This window comes from Ezakiella peruensis (assembly GCF_900215725.1).
GTDB lineage: Bacteria > Bacillota > Clostridia > Tissierellales > Peptoniphilaceae > Ezakiella > Ezakiella peruensis.
The window spans coordinates 101,688-128,549 of sequence record NZ_LT962470.1 but is presented as its reverse complement, the minus strand read 5'-3'; the positions used below and the strand labels follow the sequence as shown (position 1 = coordinate 128,549).

Here is a 26,862-nt window from a genome sequence, read left to right as displayed (position 1 = left end):
ATCACGAGCAGCGGAGGATTTTTGCGTATAAATATATAATTGTATAGAATTAATTATAAAATTTGCTTTGAGCCAGGTACATATCTTTGTAATATGGGCAGGTCTCCATTAGGGAATCGTGGTTGTCGAGTCCTATAAGTCTGCCGTCTTTAAAGACTGCAACCCTGTCTACAAACCTACAGATGCCAATCCTGTGGCTGATGATTATTGAAGTTTTATTTTTAGAAACTTGGAGGAACTGTTTTAAAATTCGACTTTCTTCCATTGGATCCAAGGCGGAAGTTGGTTCGTCCAAGATTATCAGGTCGGCATTTTTGTAAAGGCTCCTTGCGATATCCAATCTTTCGCGCTCGCCACCAGATAATTCTATGCCAGCAAAATCTTTGCCCAGCCTGGTGGTTAGCATTTGGTCATTGGCGAGTTTCGTGAGGCCCACATAGGTTAGGCAGTCTTTGACTCTGGCCGGATCGTAATCTTGGCTGGCGCCAACGTGTTCGCCCACAGTGAGGTTGCTGACAGTCCTAGTCTGTGGGACGATAGAAAAATCGTCAAGGCTAAGGGCATCTTCCCCATATTTGTTATGGCCCGCATAAATATTTCCGCTTGATGTATAAATGCCTGTTAACACCTTGCTAAAGGTGGTTTTACCAGACCCATTTTCTCCGACAACTGCCAGCGATTCGCCCTTGTTGATTTTAATATCAAGATTTTTAATTCCGTTTTCTGAATGCGGATAAGAAAAGCTAACATCCTCTAAGCTTATCCCATCAAAGGCCAGACAATAATCTTTGTCGTCCAGGTCTTGGCTGATGAAACTCATATAGTCATTGGCAAAGGCCAGCTTGCTTGGCAGATTTCCAAGGGAGCTAATAATATACTTGCTTGCATCCTGCATTTCTTTGTAAGCAATTAATGCCGCTCCCATCATTCCTATTTGAATTTGCCCCTTGCGAGCGAGATTTACTGTTATAAAGAGGGCCAGGGAGTAGGAGATTACATTTAATATATCGCAGAAGAGGAGCTGACGGGCGTCCTTAGTTTTTTCTTTATAATAGTCTGCTGACATACTATGAAAAACATTTCTATATTTATTTAAGAAAAAGTCTGCACTGTCGTTTATTTTTATTTCCCGATTGGTTTTTGTATCTGTAAATAGAGAGTAAAAATATTCTAGTTTTCTTTGGTCAAAGGCTTGGATAGATTTTAAATCGTAAAAAGCCTTGCCACGGATAAGGCGGGTTATTAGATAGGGGACCGTGGTTAAAACAGCCAGATATATAAGCTTAGTTGAATAGGATCCCAGGCTGATAATTATAAGGACAATGGAGAAGACATGGCCCAAAATTCTTGCAAATGTGTGGGCACAGGTGCTAATAATCTCATCGTCCAAAGCCTTGTGGGCCCTCTGAATATTGGTTAAAAAATCCCTGTCCTCAAACTTTAATAAATCCAGATTTATCAGTTTTTGACCCATTTCGTATTTAAGTTCTTTGCCAGTTTTTTCATACAGATAGCCGTTCATTGTTATGGCATAAAAATATTCCAAAATCCTGCTTATTAATATGAGGCCTAAAAAATAAAGGCTGTAAGTTATAATCGGCTGAATACCAGCTTCATTGTTGATAAAATCAAAGGCCGACTCGATAATGTTCATGGTCACATACAAATTGCCAGCTATCAAAAATCCATTTATAATATGATTTAAAATAACATAGGTCAGGGCCAGGGGACATATTTTAAAAACTTTTTTTAATATTTTAAGCATGGCTATCCTCCTTATACCACGAGGCCTGTTCTTGATACATACGGTAATACTTGCTCTTGGCTTGCATTAGGGTCTCGTGATTTCCTCTCTCTATAACTCTGCCCTTGTCGAGGACGATAATTTCATCTGCAAGACGTGACAATACCAGGCGGTGGGTAATGATAATTGCACCGCGGTCTTTCAGGATTTTTATAATGTCCTCGTACATCCTAGCTTCTATTAGCGGATCCATGGAGGCGGTTGGCTCATCAAAGATTAGAAAATCTGAATTTTTTGCCAGGGCCCTGCAAATTGCAAGTTTTTGATTTTCTCCGCCAGATAAGTAGACGCCGTCTTCTTCTAGTTTTCCTATATTAATTTCGCCATCATACTTGTCTAGGCCCATTAACTCTAAGGCATTGTTTATTTCATAGTCCTTGCCCAAATTTATATTGTCATTTATAGTTAGCTGAAAATTTTGGAAGTCTTGAAAGACTATGGCCATTTCTTTAGATAAGTCCTGGTAGCTGAGGAGATTTGGATCTGCACCTGCAAGGAGAACTTTTCCTGATTCTGGCCTGTACAAGCCAGCTGCCAATTTTACCAAGGTCGTCTTTCCAGCTCCGTTATCTCCAACTATGGCTGTGATTTTATCCTTGTTTATGGAAAGGTTTAGATTGTCAAAAACCAAATCGCTTGAACCTGGATAGGAAAAGGAAACATTGACAAAGTCGATATTTGAACCAGATATATCTTGGTTAGTCTCTTTTTTTTCCCTAGAGATGAGTATAAGGGCAAGGGTATTTGCCATGTATCCGCTGTTTGCAATGGTGCTAGCCTCATAGACCAGCTCTTCAGCTATATCTATGGAGTTTGCTGCAGATGTAATAACAGCTGTCACAGAACCTATGCTAATGGTATGGGCCAAGAGTTTTAAAATTACAAAGGCAATGGCAAGGATAAACCAGATGATAGTAATAGCTGAGGAATATAAAAGGAATTTTTGGCTGCTGATGGTCGTCTTTAAACGCTCATCAAAAACTGCATCCGAATATTTTTTGTACTTTGATAAAAACAAATTTTTCATTTGAAAAACTTTGATCTCGTATAGGGCGTCCTTGTCTTTTAAAATCCTTAGGATATTGTCCATCTCCCGCTCATTGTGGGAAGTATTTTCAAACATGGCATCCATTTTGCTCACAGCCTTGAAAGTCATAAAGGAATCTAGGCTGGCAAAGACCAGGTAAGTAATTCCCAGATAAACCGAGATAGAAAAAAACACAAGGGCTATACCGATTACTTGAACGATGATTGAAACAATTGCAATGGACGAGTTAAAGAGCTCAATAATATCCATGTGAGGTCGGGACTTGATCTTGTTTAATTTGTCTTGCAAGTCCGGATTTTCTAAGTCTTCCATGCTAATATTGTTTAGTTTTTTCATAACTTTGGTCGTCAAATTTTCCTCTAGCCTTTGCTCAAGTTTGATATCCAAAATATTTCTAATAAACTTGGCCAGCTCTCTCCAGGCGAAGAGGACCATGAGGATAACAATTGGCTTGAGATCGCCTTGGCCGCTCGCAAATCCAGCGATTGAATCCACCACATTTTTTGTATAGTAGATAATCAGGGGACTGGCAAGGGCGGACAAGAGTGCTTGGACCAAGATAAGTAGAGAAATATTTTTGGCATTGTCTTTGACAATTTTATAAGTATTAATTATAGCTTTCATTTCTCACCCTCCTTATTATCGAACTTAATCATAATAATATAATATATTTTAACTTTACTACAAATAAGTAAAAAAGTAAAGCAAAAGCCCTTAGACTTTGAATTAGTCTAAGGGCATATTTTTGTTTTTGAAAAGCTTTTTGTTTTTTAAAGCAATTTGTCTTTTAAAAATCATCTTAAAAAGCCTTTTGGTTCATAAATTAATTTGCTTTTAAAAATCATCTTAAAAAGCATTTTGAATTACAAATTAATTTGCCTTTTAAAAATCATCTTAAAAAGCTTTTTGCTTTCAAATTTTATTTGTCCTTGTATTTTTCAAACCATTCGGTGATTTCTTTGAGTCTTCTGACCCTGTGGTGGGGTTTACCGGACCTGGAGAGTTCGTGGTTTTCTCCCTTGAACCATACAAATCTTGCGTCTACTCCGTGGTATTTAAGGGCGGTGTAGAATTGCAGGCCTTCTACATGATAGCACCGATAGTCTTCGTCTGAGTGGATGAAGAGGGTCGGTGTTGTGACCTTGTCTGCGTATTTAAGGGGCGATTGGTCCCACATTTTGTCGTGTGAATCCCAAATGTCTGCCCGAGTTTGGTCGGATGCAAAATAATATCCGATGTCTGTTGTTCCCCACATGGAAACCCAATTTGAAATTGAACGCTGGGTGGCGGCTGCCTTGAAGCGGTCGGTGTGGCCAACGATCCAGTTGGTCATAAAGCCTCCGTAGGATCCGCCAGTTACAAAGACATTATCCTTGTAGATATTTTTGTATTTATCGAGGACCCTGTCGGTAAAGTCCATGATGTCCTTGTAGTCAACGTCGCCGTAGCTGCCAAAGATATCCATAAAGTCATTGCCGTAGCCGTCTGATCCGCGTGGGTTGGTGAAGAAAACTACATAGCCCAGATTGGTCCAGTATTGCATCTCATGATAAAAAACTGGCCCGTAAACGGTCTTTGGTCCACCGTGGATGTCAAGGATGGCAGGATATTTTTTCTTTTCGTCAAAGCCTTGAGGCAAGAGTACAAAGCCTGTGTAGTCGTAGCCGTTTGCAGCCCAAGTAATTTTTTCTGGCTTGGCTACATATTTATTGTCCAGGTCTGTATTTACTTTTGAAAGGGCTTTGAGGTCCTTATTAACTTCATAAATTTCTTGTAAGTTTTGGTCCTTGAGGGCGACTGCGTAAATTTTTCCATTAATAATTTCTATGCAGTCGATAGATCCTTCAAAGTCTGTAATTTTTTCTAGATTTAAATCCATGTCCATTTTAAATAATGGTCCATTGTAATGATAAGTCGTTGTGAAGAATAAATTTTCCCCGTCTGCAAGCATAGTCTTGCCGCCGCCATAGCGGACATCAGAGCCAACGCTATCCCAGAAGGACAGGTCGGGGAAGGATTCCTTGATAATTTTGCCCGAACCGTCAATCAAAAATACGATAGGGTTTTCGTTGACCCCGTGCTTTTTCATATCAGTTCCCCCGCATATAATCTTATCGCCCATGAACTTGGCGAAGGCGTAGGAATAATCTTCACGTGGACTAATTGTGGTCCAGGAATTTTGCTTTATGTCGTAGATATTAATTTCATTTGTCAGAGGCTCTTTGTCTTTATGTCTCTCTGTGACAGCCAAGATTTTTCCGTCCTTATAATCGGAATAGTAGCAGTTTGTAAGCTCGTCAGATATTATATTTAATTTTTCTGTTTTTAGGTCATAGATGGCTAGGCGGGTGCGATTTTTATTTGTAACTCCACCGCCGTTGGACCAAAATGGAATTTCATCAAAGACATGGTAGTCGTCCTCTTCTTTTTTGTTATCGAGGATTTTCTTGCGGTCCTCTTCATTTGCCTCTTCATAGCCATCAAAGATTGGATTATAAGCTTCACTCATAATGAGATAGTCGCTTGTGATTTTTTTGAGTGAAAAGTTATAATCAAACTCCAAAAACTTGATGGCTTCGCCGCCTGTAGGATCCAGCTTGTAGATGGATGTGTGTGGGCCGCCGTCCTTGGACTTTTCTTTTTCTTCGTCAGTACGACTGTCTGTAAAATAAAGGCATTTTCCGTCTGTTATAAAGCCGGCCCCAGAATTAGTCGCCATAAGCTTGGCATCCTTGCCGTCTAACTTAGCGATTGATGTTTGGTATTTTTTCCCGTCAGTTGAAACTTGGGCTATATTAAAATATAGTTCATCATTTACCTTTGTCAGATTTGACAAAAATTTGTAGTTAAAAAAATCATTGATTTGAATTTTTTCCATATTGCCTCCTTAAAATTAAATATTTATTTCTAAAATAATTGGCGTGTGGTCTTGGCGGTCACCAGAATCCATCATCTCAGATTTGGAAACCTTGTCTTTGATCCTATCACTTACCAGGAAGTAGTCGATTCTCCAGCCAGAGTTATTGATCTTGCTGGTCTTGACCCTTTGGGCCCACCAAGTGTAAACGCCTTCGACATCTCCGTGGACGTGCCTAAAGGTATCTGTGAAGCCCTTGTTTAAAATATTTGTAAATCCTTCTCTCTCTTCGTCGGTAAAACCTGCTGACATGTGGTTGGACTCAGGATTTTTAAGGTCGATCTCCTTGTGGGCAACGTTGAAGTCGCCAGTTGCTATTACCGGCTTGTTGTGGTCAAGGTTTGACAGATAATTGGCATAGCACTTGTCCCAGTCCTGTCTCTCACTAAGTCTATTTAATCCGTCGCCAGCGTTTGGCGTGTAAACGGTTGTAAAGAAAAAATCGTCAAACTCAAGTGTCAGCATCCTGCCTTCCAAGTCCATGGGGTCTGGTGCACAGATGTGGGGGACAGTTACGACTGGCTTGTAATCTTTTTTGTATAAAATCATTGTGCCAGCGTAAGATTTTCTGGCGCCATCTCTGGACGATGTCCACACGTGGTCGTAATCAGGGAAGAGGTCTTCCATAATTTCCAAATGTTTTTTGGTCGGACCAGTTGCAGGGAGCTTGGTCTCTTGCAATGAAATAAAGTCCGGATCATAGGCGATGATGGATTTTAAAACCTCTCTGGACATTTGCGCCCTATTGGAATCGCTCGTGAGAGCCGCATTAAGTGAATCTATATTCCATGAAACAAATTTTTTCATAATACCTCCTAAAAATTTTCTTATCTTTATTATAACATTATAGGTAGTAAATTCAAAATATTTTTGATGAGTAAAGCGATAGAATTTCGGGTAAATAGAATATATCAAAAGACGAAGGGAGAATTATTATGAAACTTAATTACATTGGAAAAAACATGGAAGTTACTAACGATTTAAAAGAACTTGCTGAAAAGAAGCTCAGCAAACTAGATAAATTCTTCGCAGAAGATATAAAGGCGGACGTTGTTTTTAAGGAACAAAAGTCTGATAAGATCCTAGAGGTCACAGTTTACTTGCCTGATGGGGCAGTCCTAAGGTCCGAACAAAAATCAGACGACATGCAAAACTGCATGGACAAGGCTTTGGCTCAACTTGAAAGACAAGTTAGAAAACACAAGACCAAACTCCAAAAGAGATATAAAAACAATGACTCAATTAGATTTGAAACCATTGAACCTCTAAAGGAAGAAACCCATGAAGAAGGCAAGATCGTCCGTGAAAAGAGCTTCGAGCTAATCCCAATGTCCAGGGAAGAAGCAATCCTTCAAATGGAACTCGTTGTTCACGATTTCTATCTCTTCTTGGATGCCGAAACTGGTAAGGTCAGCGTATTATATAAACGCGGCGACGGCAACTACGGCATCATCAGCGAACAATAATTAAAGAAAGGGACCCCGAGCAATCGGGGTTTTATTTTAGATGACAAAGGTAAAAATATACGACTTCGACAAGACCCTGGCCCAGGGCGACTCGATTATGTCCCTAATTGAATACGCAAAAGCCCACAAGATTGCATCGAAACCTGCAATTTACTGGCGATTATTTTTGGCATCTCTAAATTTTCTGCTGGGTTTTAAAATCGAGAGATTTAAATCCTTCGCAGCCTGGCTGGTAAATAAATTTTCCGATGAAGACTTAGAAAAATATGTGACCTGGCACTTGGAGATCTATGGATTTCAAAACCTGATCGACGAAATTCATGAAGACGGCTACACTATGATTCTATGTTCGGCTTCGCTGGAAAGATATGTAAAAATTATCGCAAGAGATCTGGGCTTTGATTACTGTATAGCTACTCATCATGATGAGAAAAAAGTTTTGGGCGTTAACAATGCCAAGGAAGAAAAGTTAGTTCGACTGAATGAATTATTCGCCAGAGAAAATATTGAGGTTGACTATGAAAACTCCAAGGCCTATACGGATTCGGTTAAAAACGACAAGTGGATGTGCTCGCCCTGCAAGTCCAAGTTTGTAGTCAATGATCAGGCAAGTCACCAGGGGTTTATAAATATTGAGGGACACAGAAAAAAAGAATAATAATTTGAAAGACTAAAATTTTTTAATTTTTAGTCTTTTTGTTTGCAATTTAATTCGAATTTCGTTATAATTATTCTGAGGAGGAGACTTTATGAAATATTTTAATATTGGGGAGGACAAGGTTAGCCGCTTAGGTTACGGCTGCATGCGTTTTCCCATTATAGATGGAGACAATGCAAAGATAAATGAAGAGGAAGCGACCAAGCAACTCTTGCATGCAATTGAAAATGGAGTTAATTACATAGACACAGCCTACGTTTACCACGGTGGCACCAGTGAGGCCTTTGTGGGGAAATTTGTTCAAGAACACGGGCTCAGGGACAAACTACACTTGGTAACCAAGCTCCCATGCTGGAAGGTTGAAACATATGAAGACTTTGAAAAATTTATGAATGAGCAAATGGCAAATCTGCGCACAGATGTAATTGACTTTTACCTCTTGCACTCACTAGATATCAAGACCTTTAGAAAGGTCAAGGACTTGGGCGTCTTTGATTTTATGGACAAAATCAAAAAAGAAGGCAAGGTTAAGCACATGGGCTTTTCCTTCCACGACGAATTCCCAGCCTTTGAAGAAATGGTAAAATCTTACGATTGGGACTTCTGTCAAATTCAATTAAATTATTTGGACACCGATTACCAAGCAGGACTCAAGGGTTATGAGCTGGCAACCAGCCTGGGCATTCCAGTTGTTATTATGGAACCACTCAAGGGTGGCCGCCTATCAAATCCGCCTAAGGAAGTGCTGGATTTAAATGATGAGTTTAAACCCCTCAGCCCTTCTCAACAGGCTTTGAAATTCCCTTTGTCCTTGGACAATGTAATGACAGTTTTATCTGGCATGAATGACATCAAGCAAATAGATGAAAATATTGAAATGGCAGCAACTGTTGATTCATCATCAATCACAGAAGCAGACAAGGCTTTTTATAAAAAAGCCAGGGATATTTTTAAATCCAGGGAGCAAATCGGTTGTACGGCCTGCGAATACTGCATGCCTTGCACAGTTGAGATAAATATCCCAAGGATTTTCTCCATGTGGAATAACGCTTTCCTTTATGACGAAGTGGACAAATCAAAAGAAGCATACAAAAAGTACATCGAAGAAGGCAAGGTAGCACCAGACGCCTGCATAGAATGCGGCAAGTGCGAAGGTGAATGCCCACAAAATCTGGAAATCATCGAAGGATTAAGACAGGCTCAAGAATTTTTGGAAAAATAAATTTTTTTAAGAAATAAATAAGATTTTATAATAAAAAACCCTCGTGGAGAAAAAATCCATCGAGGGTTTGTTTTTTTAGAATCTGAAATATATAAAGGGGTTGAAGCCGTCCGTCATCAGCCTTACAATTGAAAGCATAAAGAGGAGGATTAGAAGGACTCGCTTCAAGACTGGCCGCTTAGAAATCTTTTTGCCAATATATGGAGAGATAAACAAGAGGCCGAAGATCCATTCCAATTTGAAATTTAAGATGTAGTAGACCCATGTCCTGCCTGCAAAGGGCATTTGAAAAACGGTAAAGGATTTCAAATAGGCCAGGGCTGCTCTTAGGCCGTCGGCCCTAAAGAATATCCAGCCGATTATAACCAGAATCATGGTAATGATATGGGACTGAAATTTATTTTTAAATACATAGCGTTCGATCAATAATAGAACCGCATAGTACATACCCCAAGCTATAAAGTTGAAGCCAGCTCCGTGCCAGAGTCCGGTTAAGAACCAGACAAAGAGCAGGTTAAAGATATTGCGACCGGTCGAGCACCTGCTGCCACCAAGTGGAATGTAAACGTAGTCCCTAAAGTAAGTGGACAGAGATATGTGCCAGCGGGACCAAAATTCCTTGATGGACTTGGATATATATGGATAGTTGAAGTTTTCCAAGAAATTAAAGCCGAACATTTTCCCCAGGCCGATGGCCATGTGGGAGTAGGCTGCAAAGTCGTAATATATATGAAGTGTATAAGCGACAGCGCCAAGTAGGGCCATCATAAAATAAAGTGAATTGTAAGTGTTAAGGGTAAAGGCCGCGTCAGCAATTTTGCCGAATTGATTGGACAGAAGCATTTTCATTGAAAAGCCTAATAAAAACCTGTCCAGGCCCTCGGTAAATGAATCCAAGGTCACAGTTCGATTTTGCAGTTCCTTTTCAATTGTGTCATAGCGGACGATGGGACCTGCGACCAACTGTGGAAAGAGACTTACATAGAGGGCCGCGTCGAAAACATTTCTGGCCGGATGGTGGCCCCGGTAAACGTCAACTACATAAGAGATGGCCTGAAAGGTAAAAAAGCTAATGCCAATTGGCAAGGCGATTTGAATTACAGGGGTATCTGCAAAGCGATTTAAAATGCCGGTAAAAAATCCCAGGTATTTAAAAATCATAAGCTGGCCCAGCATAATTATAAGAGAGCCGACCAGAGCTGGCTTTTTGTATTTGGGATACTTGTGGATAATTATAGCCGCCAAGTGGGACGTGGCAATTGCTATAAGCATCAAAATAATATTTTTCCCTTCGCCGTAAGCGTAAAACAAGAGGCTAAGGATCAATAGATAAAAATTTCTTATTCTTAAATTCTTGGGCAGTAGGTGATATAAAAGTGCCAGGGGCAAAAAGTAAAATAAAAATACTGTCGATGTAAAAACCAAGTCGTCAACTCCTTATAGTAGTAAGCTTTTCTTGCCTTATTTTATAATGGTGTCCAGAGAAACATTTTCAATTGAGTTTTGAATATTTTTCTTGGCACCTGGAAAATCTTTTTCAATTTGACCAAGCAGGGTCTTGATCCTGTCTCTGGTGGAAAGAGCATTCTTTTTTGTAAGCATGCAAGCGCAATCCAAAGTTTTTAACTCTGCGTAGTCTCTAAATCTAATTATATCATATTCCTTTACTAAGTAAAGCGGACGGATGAGTTTGATGCCGGGGAAATTGTCCGAATCCAAAATCGGAAGCATATTCCTAAAAGACCCCTGCATGATCATATTCATAAGGGTTGTCTCAACCACGTCATCCATGTGATGGCCCAGGGCGATCTTGTTAAAGCCGATTTCCTGAGCGTGGCTGTAGAGGGCTCCTCTGCGCATGCGGGCACACATAAAGCAGGGATTTTCGTTGGCAATCTTTTCTGTCACTTCAAAGATATCCGTCTTAAAAATTTCAAGCTCAATGCCCAGGTGATTATAAATTTCCCTAATGCCTGAAACATATTCATCGGTAAAGCCAGGATTCATCATGACATGCCTGAGCTCAAAGTTTTGTATGCCGTGGTCAAAGAGCTCTTGAAGGAGAAGTGAAAGGAGGATTGAATCCTTGCCCCCACTTACGCAGGACATGATCTTGTCGCCCGATTCTATTAAATTATATTTTTTGATAGCCTCGATAAAGGGCCTGTAAAGCTCCTTCCGATATTTTTTTATAAGGCTTCTTCTAATTTCAACTTGTGTCTTCATAATTGTGTCTCCGGATCTAAAAGATCTCCATCTTTTAATATTTCAAAATGCAAGTGGGCGCCTGTGGAATTACCAGATGAACCCATCTCGCCAAGTACATCTCCTGTATTTACAGATTGTCCCTTGTAGGCATTTATCCGCAGCATGTGGGCATAACGAGTCTCGTAGCCGTTGGCGTGCTCGACAAAGACCACGTAGCCATAAGAGCCCATGTAGCCAGCAAAGGTTACTTTGCCAGGAGCGGCTGACTTGATGTCTGAACCAAAGGGGCCGGCGATGTCAATTCCGCGGTGGAAGCCATCGAAGCGCGGACCGTAACCGCTTGTAATTACGCCGTAAGTTGGCATTTGAAATTCAGGTTTCAAGGTCAGGGCCCTGTCTCCTACGTGGACGATTGTAGATGTTGGGTAGGAAATGAGCTTTTCATTTAGGACATTGGATTTAATAATATTATTGTTAATATATTCGTTCTCAGATTTTCTAAGTAGAACACCGTCCTCGCCCTCGCGTTCAACGAAAGTTTCGCCCATGTTTAAGGTCTCATCGTAAATAAAAATTGTAGATGCAGGCAGGCTGATCTTTTCCTCAACCTGGTCCTTTATAAAGACGTCAAAGGACTTTGGGTCGCGTTTTACATATAAGTCTTCGTAGTCCTTGTAGGGGGTTAGATTATCGGCCTTGTAATGGGAAACTTTTGTTCCAGAAATGCTGTCTAATAAAAATTCGTAAAACTTGTTTTGGTCCATCAAAAGACTTGTGTCAATTTCGCCAAAACTAATACTTACATTACTCATAAAGTCGATGGATTTGATTATCCGTTTGCTCTCGCCGATAAAAGATTGCTTGAAGGAGCTAATGGTATCCAAAAGCTCGTCCCTGTCATAGAGGGCGGCCACGGATTCTCCGTCAATGGTCACTATCCAAGCGTTGGTATAAAGATCGGCTTTTTCCATAATGAGATCTGCCAAATCTTTTTCGCTCAAGAGATTTTTGTAAGCCCCATAACTTTTTGTGGCGGAAAAATTCGGTTTGTAATAGACATTTGCCTTGTCTATTTGAACGGCCTTGTTGGCCCGATCAATTGCGTCTTCAATTATCTTTTCATTTTTAACTAGGCCTAGGTCCTCGCCATTTAAATTAAGGGCCAGGCTTTGAACTTGTTTTTCATAAAGGCCAGTTACTATTGAAGTCAAAAGCAAAAGGCCAAACAAAATTCCTATTAAATATTTTTTATTAAAATTTTCTTTTTTCATATTCATCATCCCCTAATTATACTAAAAAGACGGGCAAAAAACAAGAAAAGCCACGAGCGAACTCGCGGCTTTTAGGGGACACATGCATTTAATTAGAGCTAATCAGCGAATAAATATCCCCAGTAGACTAGAACCATTTCTCCTTTGTATTCACTATAATCATCCATGTGTGAATACTCAAGATATCCAGAAAACCTGCCTTCTCTGTGAAAGTATGTTGGCTGCACTGGTATATCAATTGATTGTACAACAACTTTTGTAAAAAATTTGGCTTCTCTTCCATCTGCTGGACCTTTCCATTGTGGTTTGTAAGATTCAGCAGTTACTGGGGCTACAATTGTTAGTAGAAAAATTACTACTAATGAAATAGATAATAGTTTTTTCATTTCATCACCTCTGTTTTAAAGTCATAGATGGGGTTTTGCCTGTTCCTTTATATTTATATAGTCTACCTTTATAATAATAAAGAGTCAGGTTTATTCCATCAGCTTTTACAACGTCAGTTGCAATTAATGTAAGTACACCCTTTGCCTCTCCGTTGTCCATGTCATATGTCTTTCCGTGGTTTAGTCCACCTTCAAATTTTGATTGTGGTATGGTAGTCATAACAACTAAGGTATCATACCATGTTCCATCTTTATCCTTATAAATCTTTAAGTCATGGTCCTTGCTGATTTTTTTATAAGAATCTTTATACATTTTTGCGATTTCATCCCTATTTTGGGTGGCAAAAGCTATATTAGATATCAGCAATATCATAACTAGTGATAGAAACAGAACTTTTTTTAAAGTTTTAACCATTTTTTACCATCCTTCTTATATATGCATATGCCCAATTTAATTATAGCATATTAAACAAAAGATGTCAAATAAAATACTATTTATTTACTTTTTTATAAAACTTGCAAGTATAAATATCGCCAGATTGACCAGGACAATTACAGATCCAGTTGGCAGTGAGGCCATAAAGGATATGGATATGCCGAGGACAATTGAGATGGCAGATATAATGCAGGCCGCTATCAGGCAGGTCTTAAAAGATCTAAAGAGCCTGAGACTTGATAGGGCGGGAAATAGTAAGAGCGATGAGATTAACATGGCTCCCATTACCCTCATGCCAATTACAATTACCAGGGCTGTGATGATGGCAAGCATCATCCTGTAGGCGTCAACGTTTACGCCGATGGCCTTGGAAAAATTTTCATCAAAGGTGATGGCAAAGATCTTGTTGTAATTTAAAATATAAATTATAAAGACGATAGTACTTATAATTAAAGTTGCATACAAATCGGTTTTGCCAATGGTTAGGATAGACCCAAACATAAATTGGTAAATGTCAATTGTCATGCCCTTTGATAAACTGGTCGCAACCACGCCCAGGGCCAGAGATGAACTGGACAAGAGGGCAATCATGGCGTCAGAATTGATGGAGGACTTTTTGCTAAGGCCCAGCATCAAGAAGGCAGCGATAATTACAATGGGCAGGGCGAAGTAGAGGGGAGTAAAGCCCAATACAACCGCGAGGGCGAAGGCGCCAAAGCCTACGTGGCTAAGGCCGTCACCAATCATGGAAAAGTTTTTTAAAACCAAACTCACTCCCATAATGGCAGAGATAATTCCTGTGATAAGTCCAACTATAAGGGCCCTTTGGATAAAACCGTGGCGCAGCATTTCGATGAAAGTATTAATCATGGTCATGGACCCCGCTTATAAGTTTGTAAAGATCCGTAGAAAGATATTCGTCTTTGGACCCGTAAAATAAAATTCCCCGATTTAAATGAAGTACAGACTTGGCGCATTTGATGCAGGTGTTTATATCGTGGGTGACCATTACAATTGTCACGCCTTCTTCGTTTAGGCGGTCGATAATATTGTAGAGCTCTTCGGTTGCAATTGGGTCCAGGCCAGTTGTAGGCTCGTCCAAAAATAAAATATCAGAACCGGATACCAGGGCCCGGGCCAAAAGGACTCTTTGCCTTTGGCCACCAGATAGGGCACCGAAATAGGCGTCTTTTATATCGTAAATATCCAATCTTTTTAAAGTTTCATCTATCTTTTGCCGGTCGGATTTCTTAAAGAAAAAACGAATTTGATTTACCAATCCTAAGGAAACGATTTCATAGACCGTTGCGGGAAAATTTTCCAAAGATTCATCGACTTGGGGCAGGTAGCCCACGCTTTTAAAGGCCGACAAATCGATTGTGCCCGTGTAGTCCTTGAGGCCCAGCATGGCCTTGACCAAAGTCGACTTGCCCGACCCGTTTTCACCGACAATTGCCAGGTAGTCGCCTTTTTTAATATTAAAGCTTACATTATCTAAGATTACATTGTTTTTATATTTAATTGTTAAATTTTTAACAGCAAGCATTAGTTAAGGGCCTCTCTAAGAGCCTCAGCATTGGCCTTCATAATGCCCACATAGGTCTTGCCGGATTCAAAGTCTTCTTTGGATAAGTTGTGGCAAGAGTGGAAGAGCATGGCCTTGGCTCCAACTTCATCTGCAATTTGATTTGCAAGTTTTGGGTTAACCAATTCTTCATAAAAAATAACTGGTGCTTTTTCTTCTTTCATTTCATTTATGACTTCTGCCATCTCGCGTGGATTTGGCTCAGCATTTGCAGCGCAGTTGTCGTAAACGGATTCAACGTCAAAGTCGTATTGGTGGGCAAAGTAGGAAAGGGCAAAGCGGCTGCCAAAGAAAATTGTGTCCCTCTTTGCGCTTGCTTTGATGTCTTTAAATTCTTTGTCAAGATCGTCTAGGTCAGCGATTAGCTTGTCGTAATTTGCTTTGTAGTCGTCTTTGTTGGCAGGATCGATTTCGATAATTTTATTGTAAATATTTTCTGCCATTTTTTTTGCGAGAACTGGGCTGGTCCAGATGTGTGGATCATAAAGATGGTGGTGGCCTTCGTGGTCATGATCATCGTGCTCGTCATGGTCATCGTGATCATGGTCTTCATCGTGGTCATCGTCATGGTCGTGGTCTTCATCTTCATCGTGGTCATGGTCATGATCGTGATCGTGGTCGTGATCATCACCCTTCATCAGGCCGATTCCTTCTGCTGCCTTGACAACCCTGTCAATATCGAGGTCGATTGCCTTGGCAGTTCTGTCAAACCACTCTTCCATATATTCTGATGTGTAGACAACCACGTCTGCCTTTTGCAAGGACAAAATATCGTCTGGGCTTGGCTCAAAGGCGTGTGAGTCTGCCCCTGGTGGGAGCAAGAGGGAAACATTTGCTTGAGGTGCTATAGCCTTGGCAAAGGAATAAGTTGGGAAAAGAGTTGTTACGATAGAGAAATCTGATGATTGTTCTTCGTTTTTAACTTCTTCTTTCTTTTCTTCTTTTAAATTATTATTGCTTTTTGTTTGCTCTTGCGGCTTTGCACAAGCTGTAAAGACCAATGCACTTACTATTATTAATACAAATATTTTTTTAAGCTTGTTCATTATTTCATGCACTCCTTACATAATCCATAAAGTATAATTGAATTGGTATCGACCAAAAAGTTGTGGTGGCTCATGAGGTGGTCGGAAAAGTCATGGAGGTCATCGCAGTCCAGCTTAAAGCTCTTGCCGCATGAATTGCATTTTAAAATCGCAAAGCCAGTATCAGCTTTTGTCCTCCTGTATCTTAGCTTGCCGTCAACATAAAAGCTGTTGACCTTGCCGGCTTCCTTTAATTTTGCCAGCCGTCTATAAACAGTGGGTACGCTAACGGGCGTTCCCTTGGACCTTAAATAGTCCACGATTTCATCGCAGGAAAAATCCTTGTCGGTGGATAAAATTTCGTCTATCAATTGTTTTTGTTCAGTTCTATAACCATTTGCCATTTTTAACCTCCAAATCTTAAATTGATAATCAATATCAACTTTCTTAATTATAGGCAAGAAAAAAACTTTTGTCAATAGAAAAACAAAAAATAAAATAAAATTCATTGTGAAAGTTCAATAAATAATATCAAACAGCTTTTGCCCTTGTTTATATTTCATTTTATCAGGGTAAATATATGGAGAAGTCTATATTAATATTAAGATTAATCTTTAAAATTTTTTGATTTTAAAAAATTTTAATACTAATAATCATCTTTATTTTAGAAAGAGGTGTTATTATGGATGATAAACAAGATTTTGACGCCTGGAGGGAAGCTCGCAGGCGCGAACGCGATGAGCGTTATGAATATAGGTTAAACAATAGAAATCTCGGCAGGGATGACTACGGTGGATACAATTATACGACGGATGATGACGAGCCCTATGTATATGTAGAGGCTAAGCCTAAGAAGAAAAAGAAAGTTGGCAGGGTAATTTTATCTGGCCTTTTATCTCTTCTTCTTGGTTTGGGAGGCGGCTATGCAGGTGCATCTTTGTTTTATGAGAATAATCCCATTCAAAAAACTGTGGAGACTCAAAATGTTTCGATAAATACCACCGATGAGATGGGCACGGTTGAAGCTGTTGCCAAAAAAGCTCTACCGTCCGTTGTGGGCATCACGACAACTGGTAAGGTGAATACATTTTTTGGCGAGAGAGAAGTCCAAGGTGTTGGCAGTGGCGTAATTATAAATTCAAACGGCTATATACTTACCAACTCACACGTGGTTAGCGACGGCAACACATCTAGGATTCAAGTTATGCTCGAAGATGACAAGACTGTGGATGCAAAGCTTTTGTGGAACGATCCTTATATGGATTTGGCCGTTATCAAAGTTAATGAAAGCAATTTGCCAGCAGCTGAGCTGGGCGATTCGGACAAGGTAAATATTGGTGAGCAAGCAATTGCAATTGGAAATCCATTGGGACTTGATTTCAATAGGTCGGTTACAGCTGGCTATGTTTCAGGGGTAGACAGGACCATTGAAACCCAAGACGGCAAGATTATATCGGGTCTTATTCAAACTGATGCTGCCATCAACAACGGCAACTCAGGTGGGCCGCTCTTAAATAAAAAGGGCCAAGTAATTGGTATCAACACCATCAAGATTGGTGGTACAGCCACAGAAGGACTTGGTTTTGCAATTCCAATCAACACTGCCAAGGAAATTGTAGACGCAATTATTTCTCGTGGAGACAAGAGCCCATTGGTACTTGGGGTTAGAGTTGTAGACTATCAATATTTTAAGGCCAGAATGGGTATAGAAGATAATATCAAGAACGGTGCAATTATTCTTGAAATCGAAGAAGGAAGCCTAGCTGAAAAGTCAGGACTTACTAGAGGTGATATTATAATTGACATCGATGGAGAAGAGATAACCAATGCTTCTCAAATTAGGACAAGCCTCTTTAAACACAAAGAGGGTGATGTGCTAAAGGTTAAGGTAAATCAAAACAACATGGAAAAGCTAATTGAAATTGAATTAGGGTATTAGGAGGTAGTATGAATTTTTTAAATGATCTAGGCATTAATTTTTCAAAAGAGCCAAAGGAAGTTCAAGAAATCAGAAAGATGATTGCTGAAAGCGAAAGCAAGAGAGAAGCTTTGATTCAAGCTCTTGTAGAAGAAGAAAATAGGATTCTAGGCAAAAACGCGGAAGAATTTAAAAAGATTGGTGAATACGTATTTAACAATTACGAACACCTAAAGGAAAACGGCTTGGCAGACGCTTGCAAGGAAAGCTATGATCTTGTTAAAGCAAGCGAAGGCGAGCTCAAGGACATAGCCGAAAAGAAAGACGACATTGTAAAGAGATACGCACAAGAAATCGACATTCTTTCAAAGAGATTGGAGTCTTTTGTACCAGCTCAAGAAGAAGTTAACCAAAATGTTAATGACCCAGCTGGCCAAGCAGCTCAAAACGGTCCTGTAACTTTCTGCCCAAATTGCGGAGCAAAAAATGCTGAAGGTGCAAAATTCTGTGGATCTTGCGGAGCAAAAATAAACTAAAATTTATTCCCAGGTTTTTTACTGACCTGGGATTTTTATTGTCATAAAAATGTTATTTAATAATTTTTTATAAAAAACTTCTATAAAAAAATAAAAAATATATTGGACAACAGGATTTGAAGTGTTGAAAGTCATAGGAAAAGTTGACTTTATCGTAGAAATATGCTAGAATAAATGTACACGAGCAAATACATTTATACAATTTAAGAAAGCGAGGGTGTTATGAGCAAAGTTGAAATCATTAAGGGCAACTTAAAAGGATTGGTTGGCAAGCCTGTCATGATCAAATCCGACCTAGGCAGAAATAAAACTTTAGAAACAGAGGGTGTGGTTACAAATACATATCCAGGAGTTTTTACTGTGGAGGTAAACTATAATCTCGATGTTACGGGGACGGTTTCCTTTTCCTATTCGGATGTCTTGTGCGACCGAGTTGTTATAACACCACTTGTAGGTTAAGATAGATTAATTTGAATCTAAAGATCCTGTTTTATGACGGGATCTTTTTTATTGGATATTATATATTTTAATTGTAAAATCATATATCATTTGTTATAATATAGGAAACAGGTGATTATATGAATGAGTTTTTAGCCAAGGGAAAAATTAATTTAAATTTAAAGGTCCTTTCAAAAAGACCAGACGGCTACCACAATATAAAATCTGTGATGAGCCAGCTGGATTTTGGGGATACTTTGTGTATCAAGGAATCCTCTTGCTGCGATAGCTTTACTTGCAATATCAAGAACCTATCAAGGGACAATTTAGTTTTAAAAGCCCTCAGCCTCCTCAGAGATTCCTATAGGCTGCCTCCCATGGAGATTGAGCTTATCAAAAACTTACCTATAGCAAGCGGTATGGGTGGGGGTTCATCTGACGCTGCATCTTTTATTATGGCTGCAAAAAAACTCTTTGACCTTCCCATGTCCAGGGCAGATATTTTTGATATTTGCAGGCAAATAGGCATGGACGTTAGCTTTTTTATTGACGGCGGTTTGCAAGTTGCCAGCGAACGGGGAGATGTACTTAAAAAAATCGCAGGGATTAAAAGAGATGCCCTGGTGGTTTTTAATGTGCCCAGCTATTCCAAAAATGTTTACCAGCTGATGAGGCCGGATGATTTTAATTCGAATTCTTATAATGACCTATTGGCCCCAGTTTTGAGGGACAACCAAGATTTGAAAAATTTTTATGAATATATTTTGCAATTTGGCAATTTTAAAATGACAGGAGCAGGCGGGGCTTTTTATCTAATCGACGAGGTCGAAGCCTTAAGGGAGATTTCAGATAAAATTGAAGCCAGCTATAAACAAATCGGTAGCCTACTTGTTCCAACGGGAGACGCTTATGATTATTAATATTATGAAGACAATTTTTGCCATAATTTTCTTATCCACAATGGGATATATGGCTAATTATATTTTCAAAAAAAGTTCGTGGAGCAATTTTTACAAGCTCCTTGGAATCTACTGTATTTTTGGCATAATTATGATTGGCCAGGCCTATATAGTGAGGGCCTATGCTTATTTTGAAGTAAATTCCGCATCTGTGCCCAGGGTTTTGGGTGTTAGCAGATTGCTCTTTGCCTTATTTTTTACCCTCCTATCAGTTTTTTCATATTATCTTTATATAGTTAGATTTAAAAAGAAGAGATACCAACGCCAGCAAAATTTTATTTGGATACTGGCTTTGATTTCAATTGTTTTGGCAGTCTTGCCACAAAATGAATACTTCAAGGAAAATCCTGGCCGTCTTCTACCACAAATACGGACAATCCCATCCCTTGTCTTGGGTTTTTATGTAAGCTTTGTCTTGACCCTGGACGGCTATTACAAGAGGAGTGGGATCTTCCAACGCTTCGGTTTATATTTGGCCCTCATGCAAATAGTTCAAATATTGTATGTCTACGTATTTAAGGTTAGGGCCAAGGATGAGTACACCATATTAGTTTTTGCAAGTCTTATCTTTATGCTGATTAATTATTCTTTTTACAGAGAATTATCCAGCAAAAATGAATTGGATAAGTACTAATGAAAAGAGAATTATACGAGTCTTTAAGGGCAAATATAAAGAGGGAGTCGGTTAAATTTTTGATGCCGGGCCACAAGCATAGGTTGGACCAGGTGATTGACCTGGATCCTTCTTTTGATTTTACGGAATCCTTTGGTACGGACAATTTAAATGATCCTCAAAATGTAATCAAGAGAAGTCAGATGCGATGTGCAAATATCTTCGGGACCAAGGCGAGTTTTTACACTGTAAACGGGTCTTCGGGCGGGATAATTGCATCAACTTTTTATGCGACCAAGCCTGGTGACGATATACTTATAGCAAGGAATTGCCACATATCGGTTATTAGGGCTGCCATTATAAATAGGCTCAAGGTTCATTATATAGAGACTTGTTTTTCAGAAGGCTTTGATAAAAATATTTCTGCTCAAGCTTTTGAAGACCAAGTTAAAAAAATAAGACCTAAGGCAATCGTGGTAACACACCCAAATTATTTTGGCTTTCCGGTAGATATAGAAAAAATCGTGGAGATATCTAAGGATTACGAGTGCACGCTCATAGTTGACGAGGCCCACGGTGGTCACTTACGTTTTTCTAGCGACCTGCCCATGTCGGCAATAGATGCAGGGGCAGATATAATTATCCAGTCAGCCCACAAGATGCTAACAGGACTCAACCAAAGCGCTTATGTCCATGTGGCGAGCGACAGAGTTGATGTCGATGACCTTTTTAGGGCCATCAGGACTTTTCAAACCACCAGTCCCTCATATCCTATTATCGCCTCATGTGAAGGAGCGGCTGCTTTTATGCAGTCCCAAGGTCGAAAGAGACTGGCAGATAATATCGCCTGGGCAAAAAAATTGACAGACGACCTTAATCAAATAGATAATGTCAGAGTTTTAGCTTACGAAAATCGCGATCCCTTAAAAATTGTCTTTAATGTTAGAGGCATGGATGGAGAAAGCCTTCACAAAAAGCTTTACGAGGACTATAATATAGAGGCTGAGATGAATGACGGGGTAAATGTTTTATTACTCGTGACTTTGATGAATGAGGAAGCGGATTACGCCAAAGCCTTGGATGCAATTAAAGATCTTGCAAAAAATGCAGGCGGGGAATTTAATGTTAAGGAGAATTTTTTTAATATCCCTAAAAAAATTATGGAGCCCTATGAGGCCTACGCTTGCAAGCGAGTGGAAGTTGGCTCAGACCAGGCTGTGGGCAGGATTAGCGCAGATTTTATTGCTCCATATCCTCCAGGCATACCGGTACTCGTGCCGGGAGAGCAGGTAGAGGATGGACTTTTAAAATATATAGGCAAGAAGATTTATGTAATTGATGAAAGGAGTTAAGGATGGATTTAATTCAAGAAGTAAAGGAAACTTTAAAGGGCAAGGACATTTCAATTGTTCTCCCAGAAGGTGAAGACGAAAGAGTTGTTGAAGCGGCAAAAATTTTGACCAAGGAAGGCATCGTTCGTCCAATCGTACTTACCAAAAATGAAGATATCGAAGGATTGGAAGTCATCAAGACCGACCAAGTTGACACCACCAAGATGGTCGAAGCTTTTGTTGAACGCAGAAAGGGCAAGATCGACGAAGAAGGCGCTAAAAAACTCGTTCATGAAGACGCCAACTATTTTGGCACAATGATGGTCTACATGAAAGAGGCTGACGGATTAGTAAGTGGTGCCAACCACTCAACAGGAAACACCGTTCGCCCAGCACTTCAAATTATCAAGATGAAAGAACCTTACAAAAAAACTTCAGGCGTTTTTGTAATGATGAAGGGTAATGAAAGATATATTTTCTCAGACTGCGCTATTAATATCGCTCCAACTGCTGAAGACATTGCAGAAAATGCTATTCTTTCAAATAAGACTGCAAAGACTTTTGGCATTAGCGATCCAAAAGTAGCCCTCCTTTCATTCTCAACCAAGGGCAGTGCCAAGAGCGAAGAGACTGAAAGAGTTGAAAAAGCTCTAGAGCTGATAAAAGAATCAGGCGAAGACATAGTAGTGGATGGGGAAATGCAATTCGACGCAGCTTTTGTAGAATCAGTTGGTAAGAAAAAAGCTCCTGGTTCAGAAGTTGCAGGAAAGGCCAATGTATTTATCTTCCCATCACTTGAAGCTGGTAATATCGGTTACAAGATTGCCCAACGCATGGGCGGTTACGAAGCCTTAGGCCCAATCCTCCAAGGATTAAAATCACCTGTAAACGACCTATCAAGAGGTTGCAGCGTAACAGATATTGTAAACCTAGTTTACCTAACAGCTGCTCAAGCCTTATAAAAAGAAATTTTAAAGTTGTGGTTAAAAGCCACAACTTTTTTTGTGGGCAAAAAGCCTTTTGATTTTTTAATTTTTTTGATCTTTAAGATCAAATTTATTATTCAAGAGTGAAAAAAATGACTGCTTGTAGGATTTTTCTTATTAAAAATCATGAGAAAATTTTTATAAATGCGGGTTAAAATTCAAAAAATCTTTGGAGAAAAAAGTTGACGGACAAAGCTTGTATATTTGAGTATTTAGCCATTTGCGTTTGACAAGGCTAGCTTTAAAGAGTATAATTATGGATAATTGAGGAGGCAATAGTAATGCAAAAGGATAAGTTTAAAAATTTAATTTTAGATTTATTTCTACTTACAATCTTGGCCTTTGCCCTTACTCTGATAAGCTTTTTGTTTGTAGAGCCGGACATGGACCGAGAATTATTTATAAAATTCATTAACAACAAGGCTATTTTTAAATATAATTTCTTGCCAATCTTGGCTTTTTTATACCTGCTATATTTTTTGACTGGGCGCTTTTGGCTGGCATTTTTTATTGGATCAACTGTCATTATCTTGATGGGTGTAACCAACGCTTCCAAGATTTTCTATAGGGAAGAGACTTTTAATATGCTGGACATGACTCTCATATATGAGGCTATGAATATGGTTGACCACGATTTTGCAATCCAGTGGCCGAATTGGATCTGGTTTGCATCCGGTTTAATCTTATTTATTTCGATTTGTTATCTGCTAGCCCGCAATTTCAAAGTGAGGGGCTGGATGAGGTGGACTGGCTTGGCACTTTCGCTTGCCTTTGCCTTTTTTGTCTTTAAAGTTACTACGGACAATACAATTTATGCCCAGACCAAGGTCGAAGGCTTTAGTCCATGGGTTGATGTAGAAAATGAGAAGGCCAGGGGCATGGTCTATTCTTTTATGCATTCATATAACGCTATTAGCATTAGCAAACCAGATGGATATGACGAGGACTTTGCAAAAACGGCCTGGGAAAAGTATGAAGATGCCGACATTCCTGCTGATAAAAAGGTGAACATTATTGCCATTATGTTTGAGTCCTACAACGATTTTTCCAAGCTTGGTGTGGACTTTAATAAATATCCTTACGAAGCCTATGATGAAATAAAGGACGCCAGCATTAGCGGCAGCCTCATCGTCCACGTCTTTGGCGGCGGCACTATAAATACCGAGAGAACTTTTTTAACGGGTGTCTACGATCAGCCAAGATACAATCGCAAGGTAAATTCATATGCTTGGTATCTTAAATCTCAAGGCTACAACACTGTGTCCATGCATCCACATTTGGGCGTTTTTTACAACCGCAAAAACGCCAACAGATATCTGGGATTTGATAGCTTTCTCTATGATGAGAATTACTTTGATGAAGTCTGGGGGAAAAATTATTATATGCCAGATAAAGAGCTTTTCAAGTATGTCCTAAAAGACTATAGGGACAATAAAAAAACTGGCAAACCCTATTTTAATATGACGATCACCATGCAAAACCATGGACCTTATCACGTAGACTACAATGTGCCTGCATATATAAAGCCAGATTTTTCTGTAGATGAAAAGGCCTTAAAGGAAACCAATGTTTACTTTGACGGAATTAAAAGTTCTTCAGAAGCCTTTAGGGACTTGCTAGACAAGCTAAAAGACGATGACGAGCCCGTAATGGTAATTGCCTTTGGCGACCACAATCCATTCCTGGGCCAAGACGACGTCGGTTTTGAGGCCATGGGAGTAGACGTAGATCCAAAGACCTGGCGGGGTTATGTAAATAGATACAGGACCCCATATGTTATTTGGGCCAACGACAAGGCCAAGGAAGTGACTGGAAATGAATTTGTAGGCGAGGGACCAACATTGTCTCCCCAATATCTTATGGGTTATGCCTTTGACCAGATGGGACTTGAGGGGACCAAGACCATGCAAATTAAAAGGAATGAATTTCCTGATATAAGTGTATTTAATACATCTTATACAAAAAAAGGCTCTGATCTAATCCCAACCGCAACTGATCCAATAAAGTCAACCATGCACAAACTACTTTCAGTTGACTACTATACCAATACACACTTTATGTACAAGGAGGACAAGTAAAATATATTTGTCCTCCTTGATATATTTTTATAATGGAATGAATAATTCTGAATACAAACTTGCTTCTGATGCATTATTTACACTCTTAAATAACAGACTTGATGATAAAGTTATACAAAATGATATAAACCAACTTGAAGGCTTTGCTTCAAAAATTGGTGCCGACATTTTCAAAAAGGATTTTAAGGCTAGGGGAATGGCCATTAATTTTGGAAACCGCATTGAAATTTCCAGAGAATATGACTATGGCAACAACTCCTTAGTTAGAATTGAATATAATATTAGAGGTACTAATGCAGGAATTAGAAACACTGCAATAAAAAGACTCACTGATAAATCTTTTGAAAGCCTTAATGAAAAGGATAGTGCACACTTTAAGCTAATTGATGACCTATATGAACCATACATTAATAACGATGTTAAAAAATTCGAGAGCATTATAAGTAAAGCAATGACATTAGAAGAAGGGAGAACAGCCGAATTACTTGCTAGTGGCCAAAAAAGATATAAGGAAGTTAAGGTAGATCCAAAAAATGTTGTAAAGAAAGTAAGATATATTGAACAATCTGTTGATGGGGTAAAGTATACAATAGTATATAGATATGCAAATAAAACTTATACGACCATGTCTATTATGGACTATAAAGATGGTTATAATTTCATAGCAAATATTCATGAAGTTGTTAAAAACAAATAACCCACAACAAAGAGCCTATCTTGGATAGGCTTTTTTCTTTGGGATATTGTTTGCACCTTTGGTGTATGAGTTATTTTTAATTTTATTCATGCTTAAAAAATAATTAATCCATGTTGTTAAAACAACATGGATTATCGAAGCTAGTATGGCACAAGGCTTATCTTGATAAAATATTTAGATTGTGCTAAACTATATAAAGCATGATTTCATGCAAGAAAAATTTTAGGAGGAATTATGAAAAGATTTATTTCATTAGCATTAGTATTTGTACTACTTGCTAGCAGTTTTGCTTTTGCAGCAGAAGCAGAACCAGTAAAAGCTGAAGGCGAAAAAACCTTCCAAGAAGTATACCTAGACGGTGGAAAAGTTGACCTAGGTGCATACTTAATCAACCAAAGAAACTATGTAAAACTACGTGACGTTGCAGCAATCTTAACAGCAACAGATGCAAAGTTTAACGTAGGATATGAAGACCACAAAGTTGTTATCACAACAGGCGAAGCCTACGAAAAGCTAGACTCAGACCTAGTTGAATTCCCAGAAGGTAAAGTTGAAGCTCTTATGGGCGAACAAGCTTTCGTTTTCAATGGTGAAGAAAAAATGGTAAAAACAGCTGTTATCAACCAAAACAACTACCTACAACTAAGAGAACTTGGCGAATTAATCGGCTTTGGCGTTCATTTCAACGAAGAAACAAGGGCTATCGAACTTTCATCAAAGGTAGAAGAAAAAGATGAAAAAGCTGAAGAAGAAAATGCTGAAGAAAAGAAAGAAGAAGTTCTAGAACCATTCGTTAACGAAACAGGTGTTGAACTTAATGAAAAAGCTAAAGAAGCTCTAGTAAAAGCTATTGAAGCAGAAGCTGCAGCAAAAGAACTAGGCGAAATTAAAAACATCACTGTTAACAAAATCAAACAAGAAAAAGATGATGACAAGGTTGTTTACGAATACGATGGAACAATCACAACAGCTGAAAAGACAGCAAAGTTTGAAGCTGAATTAGTTAATGACAAATTTGCAATTGAATTTTCAGAATTATCTGAAAAAATTGAAGAAATCAAAGAGAAAGTAGAAGAAAAAGCTGAAGAAGTAAAAGAAAAAGCTGAAGAAGCTGTAGAAAAAGCTGAAGATAAGATTGAAGAAATCAAAGATAAAATCGAAGACAAAATCGACGATGACAAAGACGACAATAAAGTAGAAAATAAAGACGGAAAATAGTTTTTAATTTTGACTTTTAAGGCAGGTCCCTTGGGGCCTGTTTTTTTATGGGGAAATTTTAT

General features: G+C 39.0%; 26 protein-coding genes. 13 read left to right on the top strand and 13 right to left on the bottom strand.

What is annotated here, in order from left to right; translation table 11 throughout:
• Positions 1-49: 49 nt before the first annotated feature.
• The 4 genes from CUU59_RS05530 to CUU59_RS05515 all read right to left on the bottom strand — a co-directional run bounded on the left by CUU59_RS05530 (position 50) and on the right by CUU59_RS05515 (position 6,576).
• The gene (locus CUU59_RS05530) at positions 50-1,765 is read right to left on the bottom strand and encodes an ATP-binding cassette domain-containing protein (RefSeq protein ID WP_099951002.1); all 1,716 of its coding nucleotides are present in this window, start codon (positions 1,763-1,765) and stop codon (positions 50-52) included.
• Positions 1,758-3,476, bottom strand: coding sequence for an ABC transporter ATP-binding protein (locus CUU59_RS05525; RefSeq protein ID WP_099951001.1), 1,719 nt, complete (start codon positions 3,474-3,476; stop codon positions 1,758-1,760). The genes CUU59_RS05530 and CUU59_RS05525 overlap by 8 nt, the downstream gene beginning before the upstream one ends.
• 295 nt (positions 3,477-3,771) lie before the next feature.
• Complete coding sequence (locus CUU59_RS05520) at positions 3,772-5,730, bottom strand: S9 family peptidase (protein ID WP_099951000.1); 1,959 nt, start codon at positions 5,728-5,730, stop codon at positions 3,772-3,774.
• Positions 5,731-5,745: 15 nt separating this feature from the next.
• Positions 5,746-6,576, bottom strand: a complete 831-nt coding sequence (locus tag CUU59_RS05515) for an exodeoxyribonuclease III (protein WP_099950999.1) — start codon at positions 6,574-6,576, stop codon at positions 5,746-5,748.
• Positions 6,577-6,704: 128 nt separating this feature from the next.
• Between CUU59_RS05515 and hpf the strand changes: the two genes are divergently transcribed.
• The 3 genes from hpf to CUU59_RS05500 all read left to right on the top strand — a co-directional run bounded on the left by hpf (position 6,705) and on the right by CUU59_RS05500 (position 9,115).
• A complete protein-coding gene (gene hpf / locus CUU59_RS05510) occupies positions 6,705-7,235 on the top strand; it encodes a ribosome hibernation-promoting factor, HPF/YfiA family (RefSeq protein ID WP_099950998.1) in 531 nt (176 codons plus the stop codon).
• Positions 7,236-7,275: 40 nt separating this feature from the next.
• A complete protein-coding gene (locus tag CUU59_RS05505; protein ID WP_099950997.1) occupies positions 7,276-7,893 on the top strand; it encodes an HAD family hydrolase in 618 nt (205 codons plus the stop codon).
• 91 nt (positions 7,894-7,984) lie between these two features.
• On the top strand, positions 7,985-9,115 hold the full coding sequence (locus CUU59_RS05500; protein WP_099950996.1) for an aldo/keto reductase: 1,131 nt from the start codon (positions 7,985-7,987) through the stop codon (positions 9,113-9,115).
• 75 nt (positions 9,116-9,190) lie between these two features.
• Here the strand turns inward: CUU59_RS05500 and CUU59_RS05495 are convergent, their stop codons facing one another.
• The 9 genes from CUU59_RS05495 to CUU59_RS05455 form a co-directional block, all read right to left on the bottom strand.
• Positions 9,191-10,540 (bottom strand): MBOAT family O-acyltransferase, encoded by a 1,350-nt coding sequence (locus CUU59_RS05495; RefSeq protein WP_099950995.1) that lies wholly within the window; start codon positions 10,538-10,540, stop codon positions 9,191-9,193.
• Between the two features lie 36 nt (positions 10,541-10,576).
• Positions 10,577-11,341, bottom strand: coding sequence for a tRNA 2-thiocytidine biosynthesis TtcA family protein (locus tag CUU59_RS05490; RefSeq protein ID WP_099950994.1), 765 nt, complete (start codon positions 11,339-11,341; stop codon positions 10,577-10,579).
• On the bottom strand, positions 11,338-12,594 hold the full coding sequence (locus CUU59_RS05485) for a peptidoglycan DD-metalloendopeptidase family protein (RefSeq protein ID WP_169922869.1): 1,257 nt from the start codon (positions 12,592-12,594) through the stop codon (positions 11,338-11,340). The genes CUU59_RS05490 and CUU59_RS05485 overlap by 4 nt, the downstream gene beginning before the upstream one ends.
• A gap of 98 nt (positions 12,595-12,692) precedes the next feature.
• Positions 12,693-12,980 carry a hypothetical protein gene (locus tag CUU59_RS05480; protein WP_075574619.1) on the bottom strand — a complete coding sequence of 96 codons (288 nt, stop codon included), beginning with the start codon at positions 12,978-12,980 and terminating at the stop codon, positions 12,693-12,695.
• A gap of 4 nt (positions 12,981-12,984) precedes the next feature.
• Positions 12,985-13,395, bottom strand: a complete 411-nt coding sequence (locus CUU59_RS05475; protein ID WP_075574620.1) for a hypothetical protein — start codon at positions 13,393-13,395, stop codon at positions 12,985-12,987.
• Between the two features lie 84 nt (positions 13,396-13,479).
• Positions 13,480-14,292 carry a metal ABC transporter permease gene (locus CUU59_RS05470; protein ID WP_342747449.1) on the bottom strand — a complete coding sequence of 271 codons (813 nt, stop codon included), beginning with the start codon at positions 14,290-14,292 and terminating at the stop codon, positions 13,480-13,482.
• The gene (locus tag CUU59_RS05465; protein ID WP_099950992.1) at positions 14,279-14,962 is read right to left on the bottom strand and encodes a metal ABC transporter ATP-binding protein; all 684 of its coding nucleotides are present in this window, start codon (positions 14,960-14,962) and stop codon (positions 14,279-14,281) included. Before CUU59_RS05465 ends, CUU59_RS05470 begins: the two co-directional genes overlap by 14 nt.
• A complete protein-coding gene (locus tag CUU59_RS05460; RefSeq protein WP_099950991.1) occupies positions 14,962-16,047 on the bottom strand; it encodes a metal ABC transporter substrate-binding protein in 1,086 nt (361 codons plus the stop codon). Before CUU59_RS05460 ends, CUU59_RS05465 begins: the two co-directional genes overlap by 1 nt.
• Positions 16,047-16,430 carry a Fur family transcriptional regulator gene (locus tag CUU59_RS05455; protein ID WP_169922868.1) on the bottom strand — a complete coding sequence of 128 codons (384 nt, stop codon included), beginning with the start codon at positions 16,428-16,430 and terminating at the stop codon, positions 16,047-16,049. The genes CUU59_RS05460 and CUU59_RS05455 overlap by 1 nt, the downstream gene beginning before the upstream one ends.
• 278 nt (positions 16,431-16,708) lie before the next feature.
• On the opposite strand from CUU59_RS05455, the gene CUU59_RS05450 reads away from it, so the two are divergent.
• The 10 genes from CUU59_RS05450 to CUU59_RS05405 all read left to right on the top strand — a co-directional run bounded on the left by CUU59_RS05450 (position 16,709) and on the right by CUU59_RS05405 (position 26,800).
• Positions 16,709-17,965, top strand: coding sequence for a S1C family serine protease (locus CUU59_RS05450; protein ID WP_099950989.1), 1,257 nt, complete (start codon positions 16,709-16,711; stop codon positions 17,963-17,965).
• Positions 17,966-17,973: 8 nt separating this feature from the next.
• Entirely contained in the window at positions 17,974-18,480 is a 507-nt protein-coding gene (locus CUU59_RS05445; protein ID WP_099950988.1) for a zinc ribbon domain-containing protein, read from the top strand.
• Between the two features lie 222 nt (positions 18,481-18,702).
• Positions 18,703-18,939 (top strand): Veg family protein, encoded by a 237-nt coding sequence (locus CUU59_RS05440; RefSeq protein ID WP_075574625.1) that lies wholly within the window; start codon positions 18,703-18,705, stop codon positions 18,937-18,939.
• 119 nt (positions 18,940-19,058) lie between these two features.
• The gene (locus tag CUU59_RS05435) at positions 19,059-19,838 is read left to right on the top strand and encodes a 4-(cytidine 5'-diphospho)-2-C-methyl-D-erythritol kinase (protein ID WP_099950987.1); all 780 of its coding nucleotides are present in this window, start codon (positions 19,059-19,061) and stop codon (positions 19,836-19,838) included.
• Positions 19,828-20,511: a hypothetical protein gene (locus tag CUU59_RS05430; protein ID WP_099950986.1), complete on the top strand. Its 684-nt coding sequence runs from the start codon at positions 19,828-19,830 to the stop codon at positions 20,509-20,511. Before CUU59_RS05435 ends, CUU59_RS05430 begins: the two co-directional genes overlap by 11 nt.
• Positions 20,511-21,842, top strand: a complete 1,332-nt coding sequence (locus tag CUU59_RS05425) for an aminotransferase class I/II-fold pyridoxal phosphate-dependent enzyme (protein ID WP_099950985.1) — start codon at positions 20,511-20,513, stop codon at positions 21,840-21,842. Before CUU59_RS05430 ends, CUU59_RS05425 begins: the two co-directional genes overlap by 1 nt.
• Positions 21,843-21,844: 2 nt before the next feature.
• The gene (pta, locus tag CUU59_RS05420) at positions 21,845-22,783 is read left to right on the top strand and encodes a phosphate acetyltransferase (protein WP_099950984.1); all 939 of its coding nucleotides are present in this window, start codon (positions 21,845-21,847) and stop codon (positions 22,781-22,783) included.
• A 305-nt stretch (positions 22,784-23,088) separates the two neighbouring features.
• Positions 23,089-24,885: a sulfatase-like hydrolase/transferase gene (locus tag CUU59_RS05415; RefSeq protein WP_099950983.1), complete on the top strand. Its 1,797-nt coding sequence runs from the start codon at positions 23,089-23,091 to the stop codon at positions 24,883-24,885.
• 37 nt (positions 24,886-24,922) lie between these two features.
• Entirely contained in the window at positions 24,923-25,582 is a 660-nt protein-coding gene (locus CUU59_RS05410) for a hypothetical protein (protein ID WP_146036075.1), read from the top strand.
• A 234-nt stretch (positions 25,583-25,816) separates the two neighbouring features.
• Positions 25,817-26,800 carry a hypothetical protein gene (locus tag CUU59_RS05405; RefSeq protein WP_099950981.1) on the top strand — a complete coding sequence of 328 codons (984 nt, stop codon included), beginning with the start codon at positions 25,817-25,819 and terminating at the stop codon, positions 26,798-26,800.
• The last annotated feature ends 62 nt before the right edge of the window (positions 26,801-26,862 follow it).

Bases quoted from the DNA above. Each gene is read 5' to 3' on its own strand.
- CUU59_RS05530 (WP_099951002.1), bottom strand. From the start codon at position 1,765: ATGCTTAAAATATTAAAAAAAGTTTTTAAAATATGTCCCCTGGCCCTG.
- CUU59_RS05490 (WP_099950994.1), bottom strand. From the start codon at position 11,341: ATGAAGACACAAGTTGAAATTAGAAGAAGCCTTATAAAAAAATATCGG.
- CUU59_RS05465 (WP_099950992.1), bottom strand. From the start codon at position 14,962: ATGCTTGCTGTTAAAAATTTAACAATTAAATATAAAAACAATGTAATC.
- CUU59_RS05455 (WP_169922868.1), bottom strand. From the start codon at position 16,430: ATGGCAAATGGTTATAGAACTGAACAAAAACAATTGATAGACGAAATT.
- CUU59_RS05450 (WP_099950989.1), top strand. From the start codon at position 16,709: ATGGATGATAAACAAGATTTTGACGCCTGGAGGGAAGCTCGCAGGCGC.
- CUU59_RS05480 (WP_075574619.1), bottom strand. From the start codon at position 12,980: ATGAAAAAACTATTATCTATTTCATTAGTAGTAATTTTTCTACTAACA.
- CUU59_RS05440 (WP_075574625.1), top strand. From the start codon at position 18,703: ATGAGCAAAGTTGAAATCATTAAGGGCAACTTAAAAGGATTGGTTGGC.
- CUU59_RS05430 (WP_099950986.1), top strand. From the start codon at position 19,828: ATGATTATTAATATTATGAAGACAATTTTTGCCATAATTTTCTTATCC.
- pta (WP_099950984.1), top strand. From the start codon at position 21,845: ATGGATTTAATTCAAGAAGTAAAGGAAACTTTAAAGGGCAAGGACATT.
- CUU59_RS05425 (WP_099950985.1), top strand. From the start codon at position 20,511: ATGAAAAGAGAATTATACGAGTCTTTAAGGGCAAATATAAAGAGGGAG.
- CUU59_RS05415 (WP_099950983.1), top strand. From the start codon at position 23,089: ATGCAAAAGGATAAGTTTAAAAATTTAATTTTAGATTTATTTCTACTT.
- CUU59_RS05410 (WP_146036075.1), top strand. From the start codon at position 24,923: ATGAATAATTCTGAATACAAACTTGCTTCTGATGCATTATTTACACTC.
- CUU59_RS05485 (WP_169922869.1), bottom strand. From the start codon at position 12,594: ATGAAAAAAGAAAATTTTAATAAAAAATATTTAATAGGAATTTTGTTT.
- CUU59_RS05460 (WP_099950991.1), bottom strand. From the start codon at position 16,047: ATGAACAAGCTTAAAAAAATATTTGTATTAATAATAGTAAGTGCATTG.
- hpf (WP_099950998.1), top strand. From the start codon at position 6,705: ATGAAACTTAATTACATTGGAAAAAACATGGAAGTTACTAACGATTTA.
- CUU59_RS05435 (WP_099950987.1), top strand. From the start codon at position 19,059: ATGAATGAGTTTTTAGCCAAGGGAAAAATTAATTTAAATTTAAAGGTC.
- CUU59_RS05470 (WP_342747449.1), bottom strand. From the start codon at position 14,292: ATGACCATGATTAATACTTTCATCGAAATGCTGCGCCACGGTTTTATC.
- CUU59_RS05475 (WP_075574620.1), bottom strand. From the start codon at position 13,395: ATGGTTAAAACTTTAAAAAAAGTTCTGTTTCTATCACTAGTTATGATA.
- CUU59_RS05520 (WP_099951000.1), bottom strand. From the start codon at position 5,730: ATGGAAAAAATTCAAATCAATGATTTTTTTAACTACAAATTTTTGTCA.
- CUU59_RS05505 (WP_099950997.1), top strand. From the start codon at position 7,276: ATGACAAAGGTAAAAATATACGACTTCGACAAGACCCTGGCCCAGGGC.
- CUU59_RS05525 (WP_099951001.1), bottom strand. From the start codon at position 3,476: ATGAAAGCTATAATTAATACTTATAAAATTGTCAAAGACAATGCCAAA.
- CUU59_RS05405 (WP_099950981.1), top strand. From the start codon at position 25,817: ATGAAAAGATTTATTTCATTAGCATTAGTATTTGTACTACTTGCTAGC.
- CUU59_RS05500 (WP_099950996.1), top strand. From the start codon at position 7,985: ATGAAATATTTTAATATTGGGGAGGACAAGGTTAGCCGCTTAGGTTAC.
- CUU59_RS05445 (WP_099950988.1), top strand. From the start codon at position 17,974: ATGAATTTTTTAAATGATCTAGGCATTAATTTTTCAAAAGAGCCAAAG.
- CUU59_RS05515 (WP_099950999.1), bottom strand. From the start codon at position 6,576: ATGAAAAAATTTGTTTCATGGAATATAGATTCACTTAATGCGGCTCTC.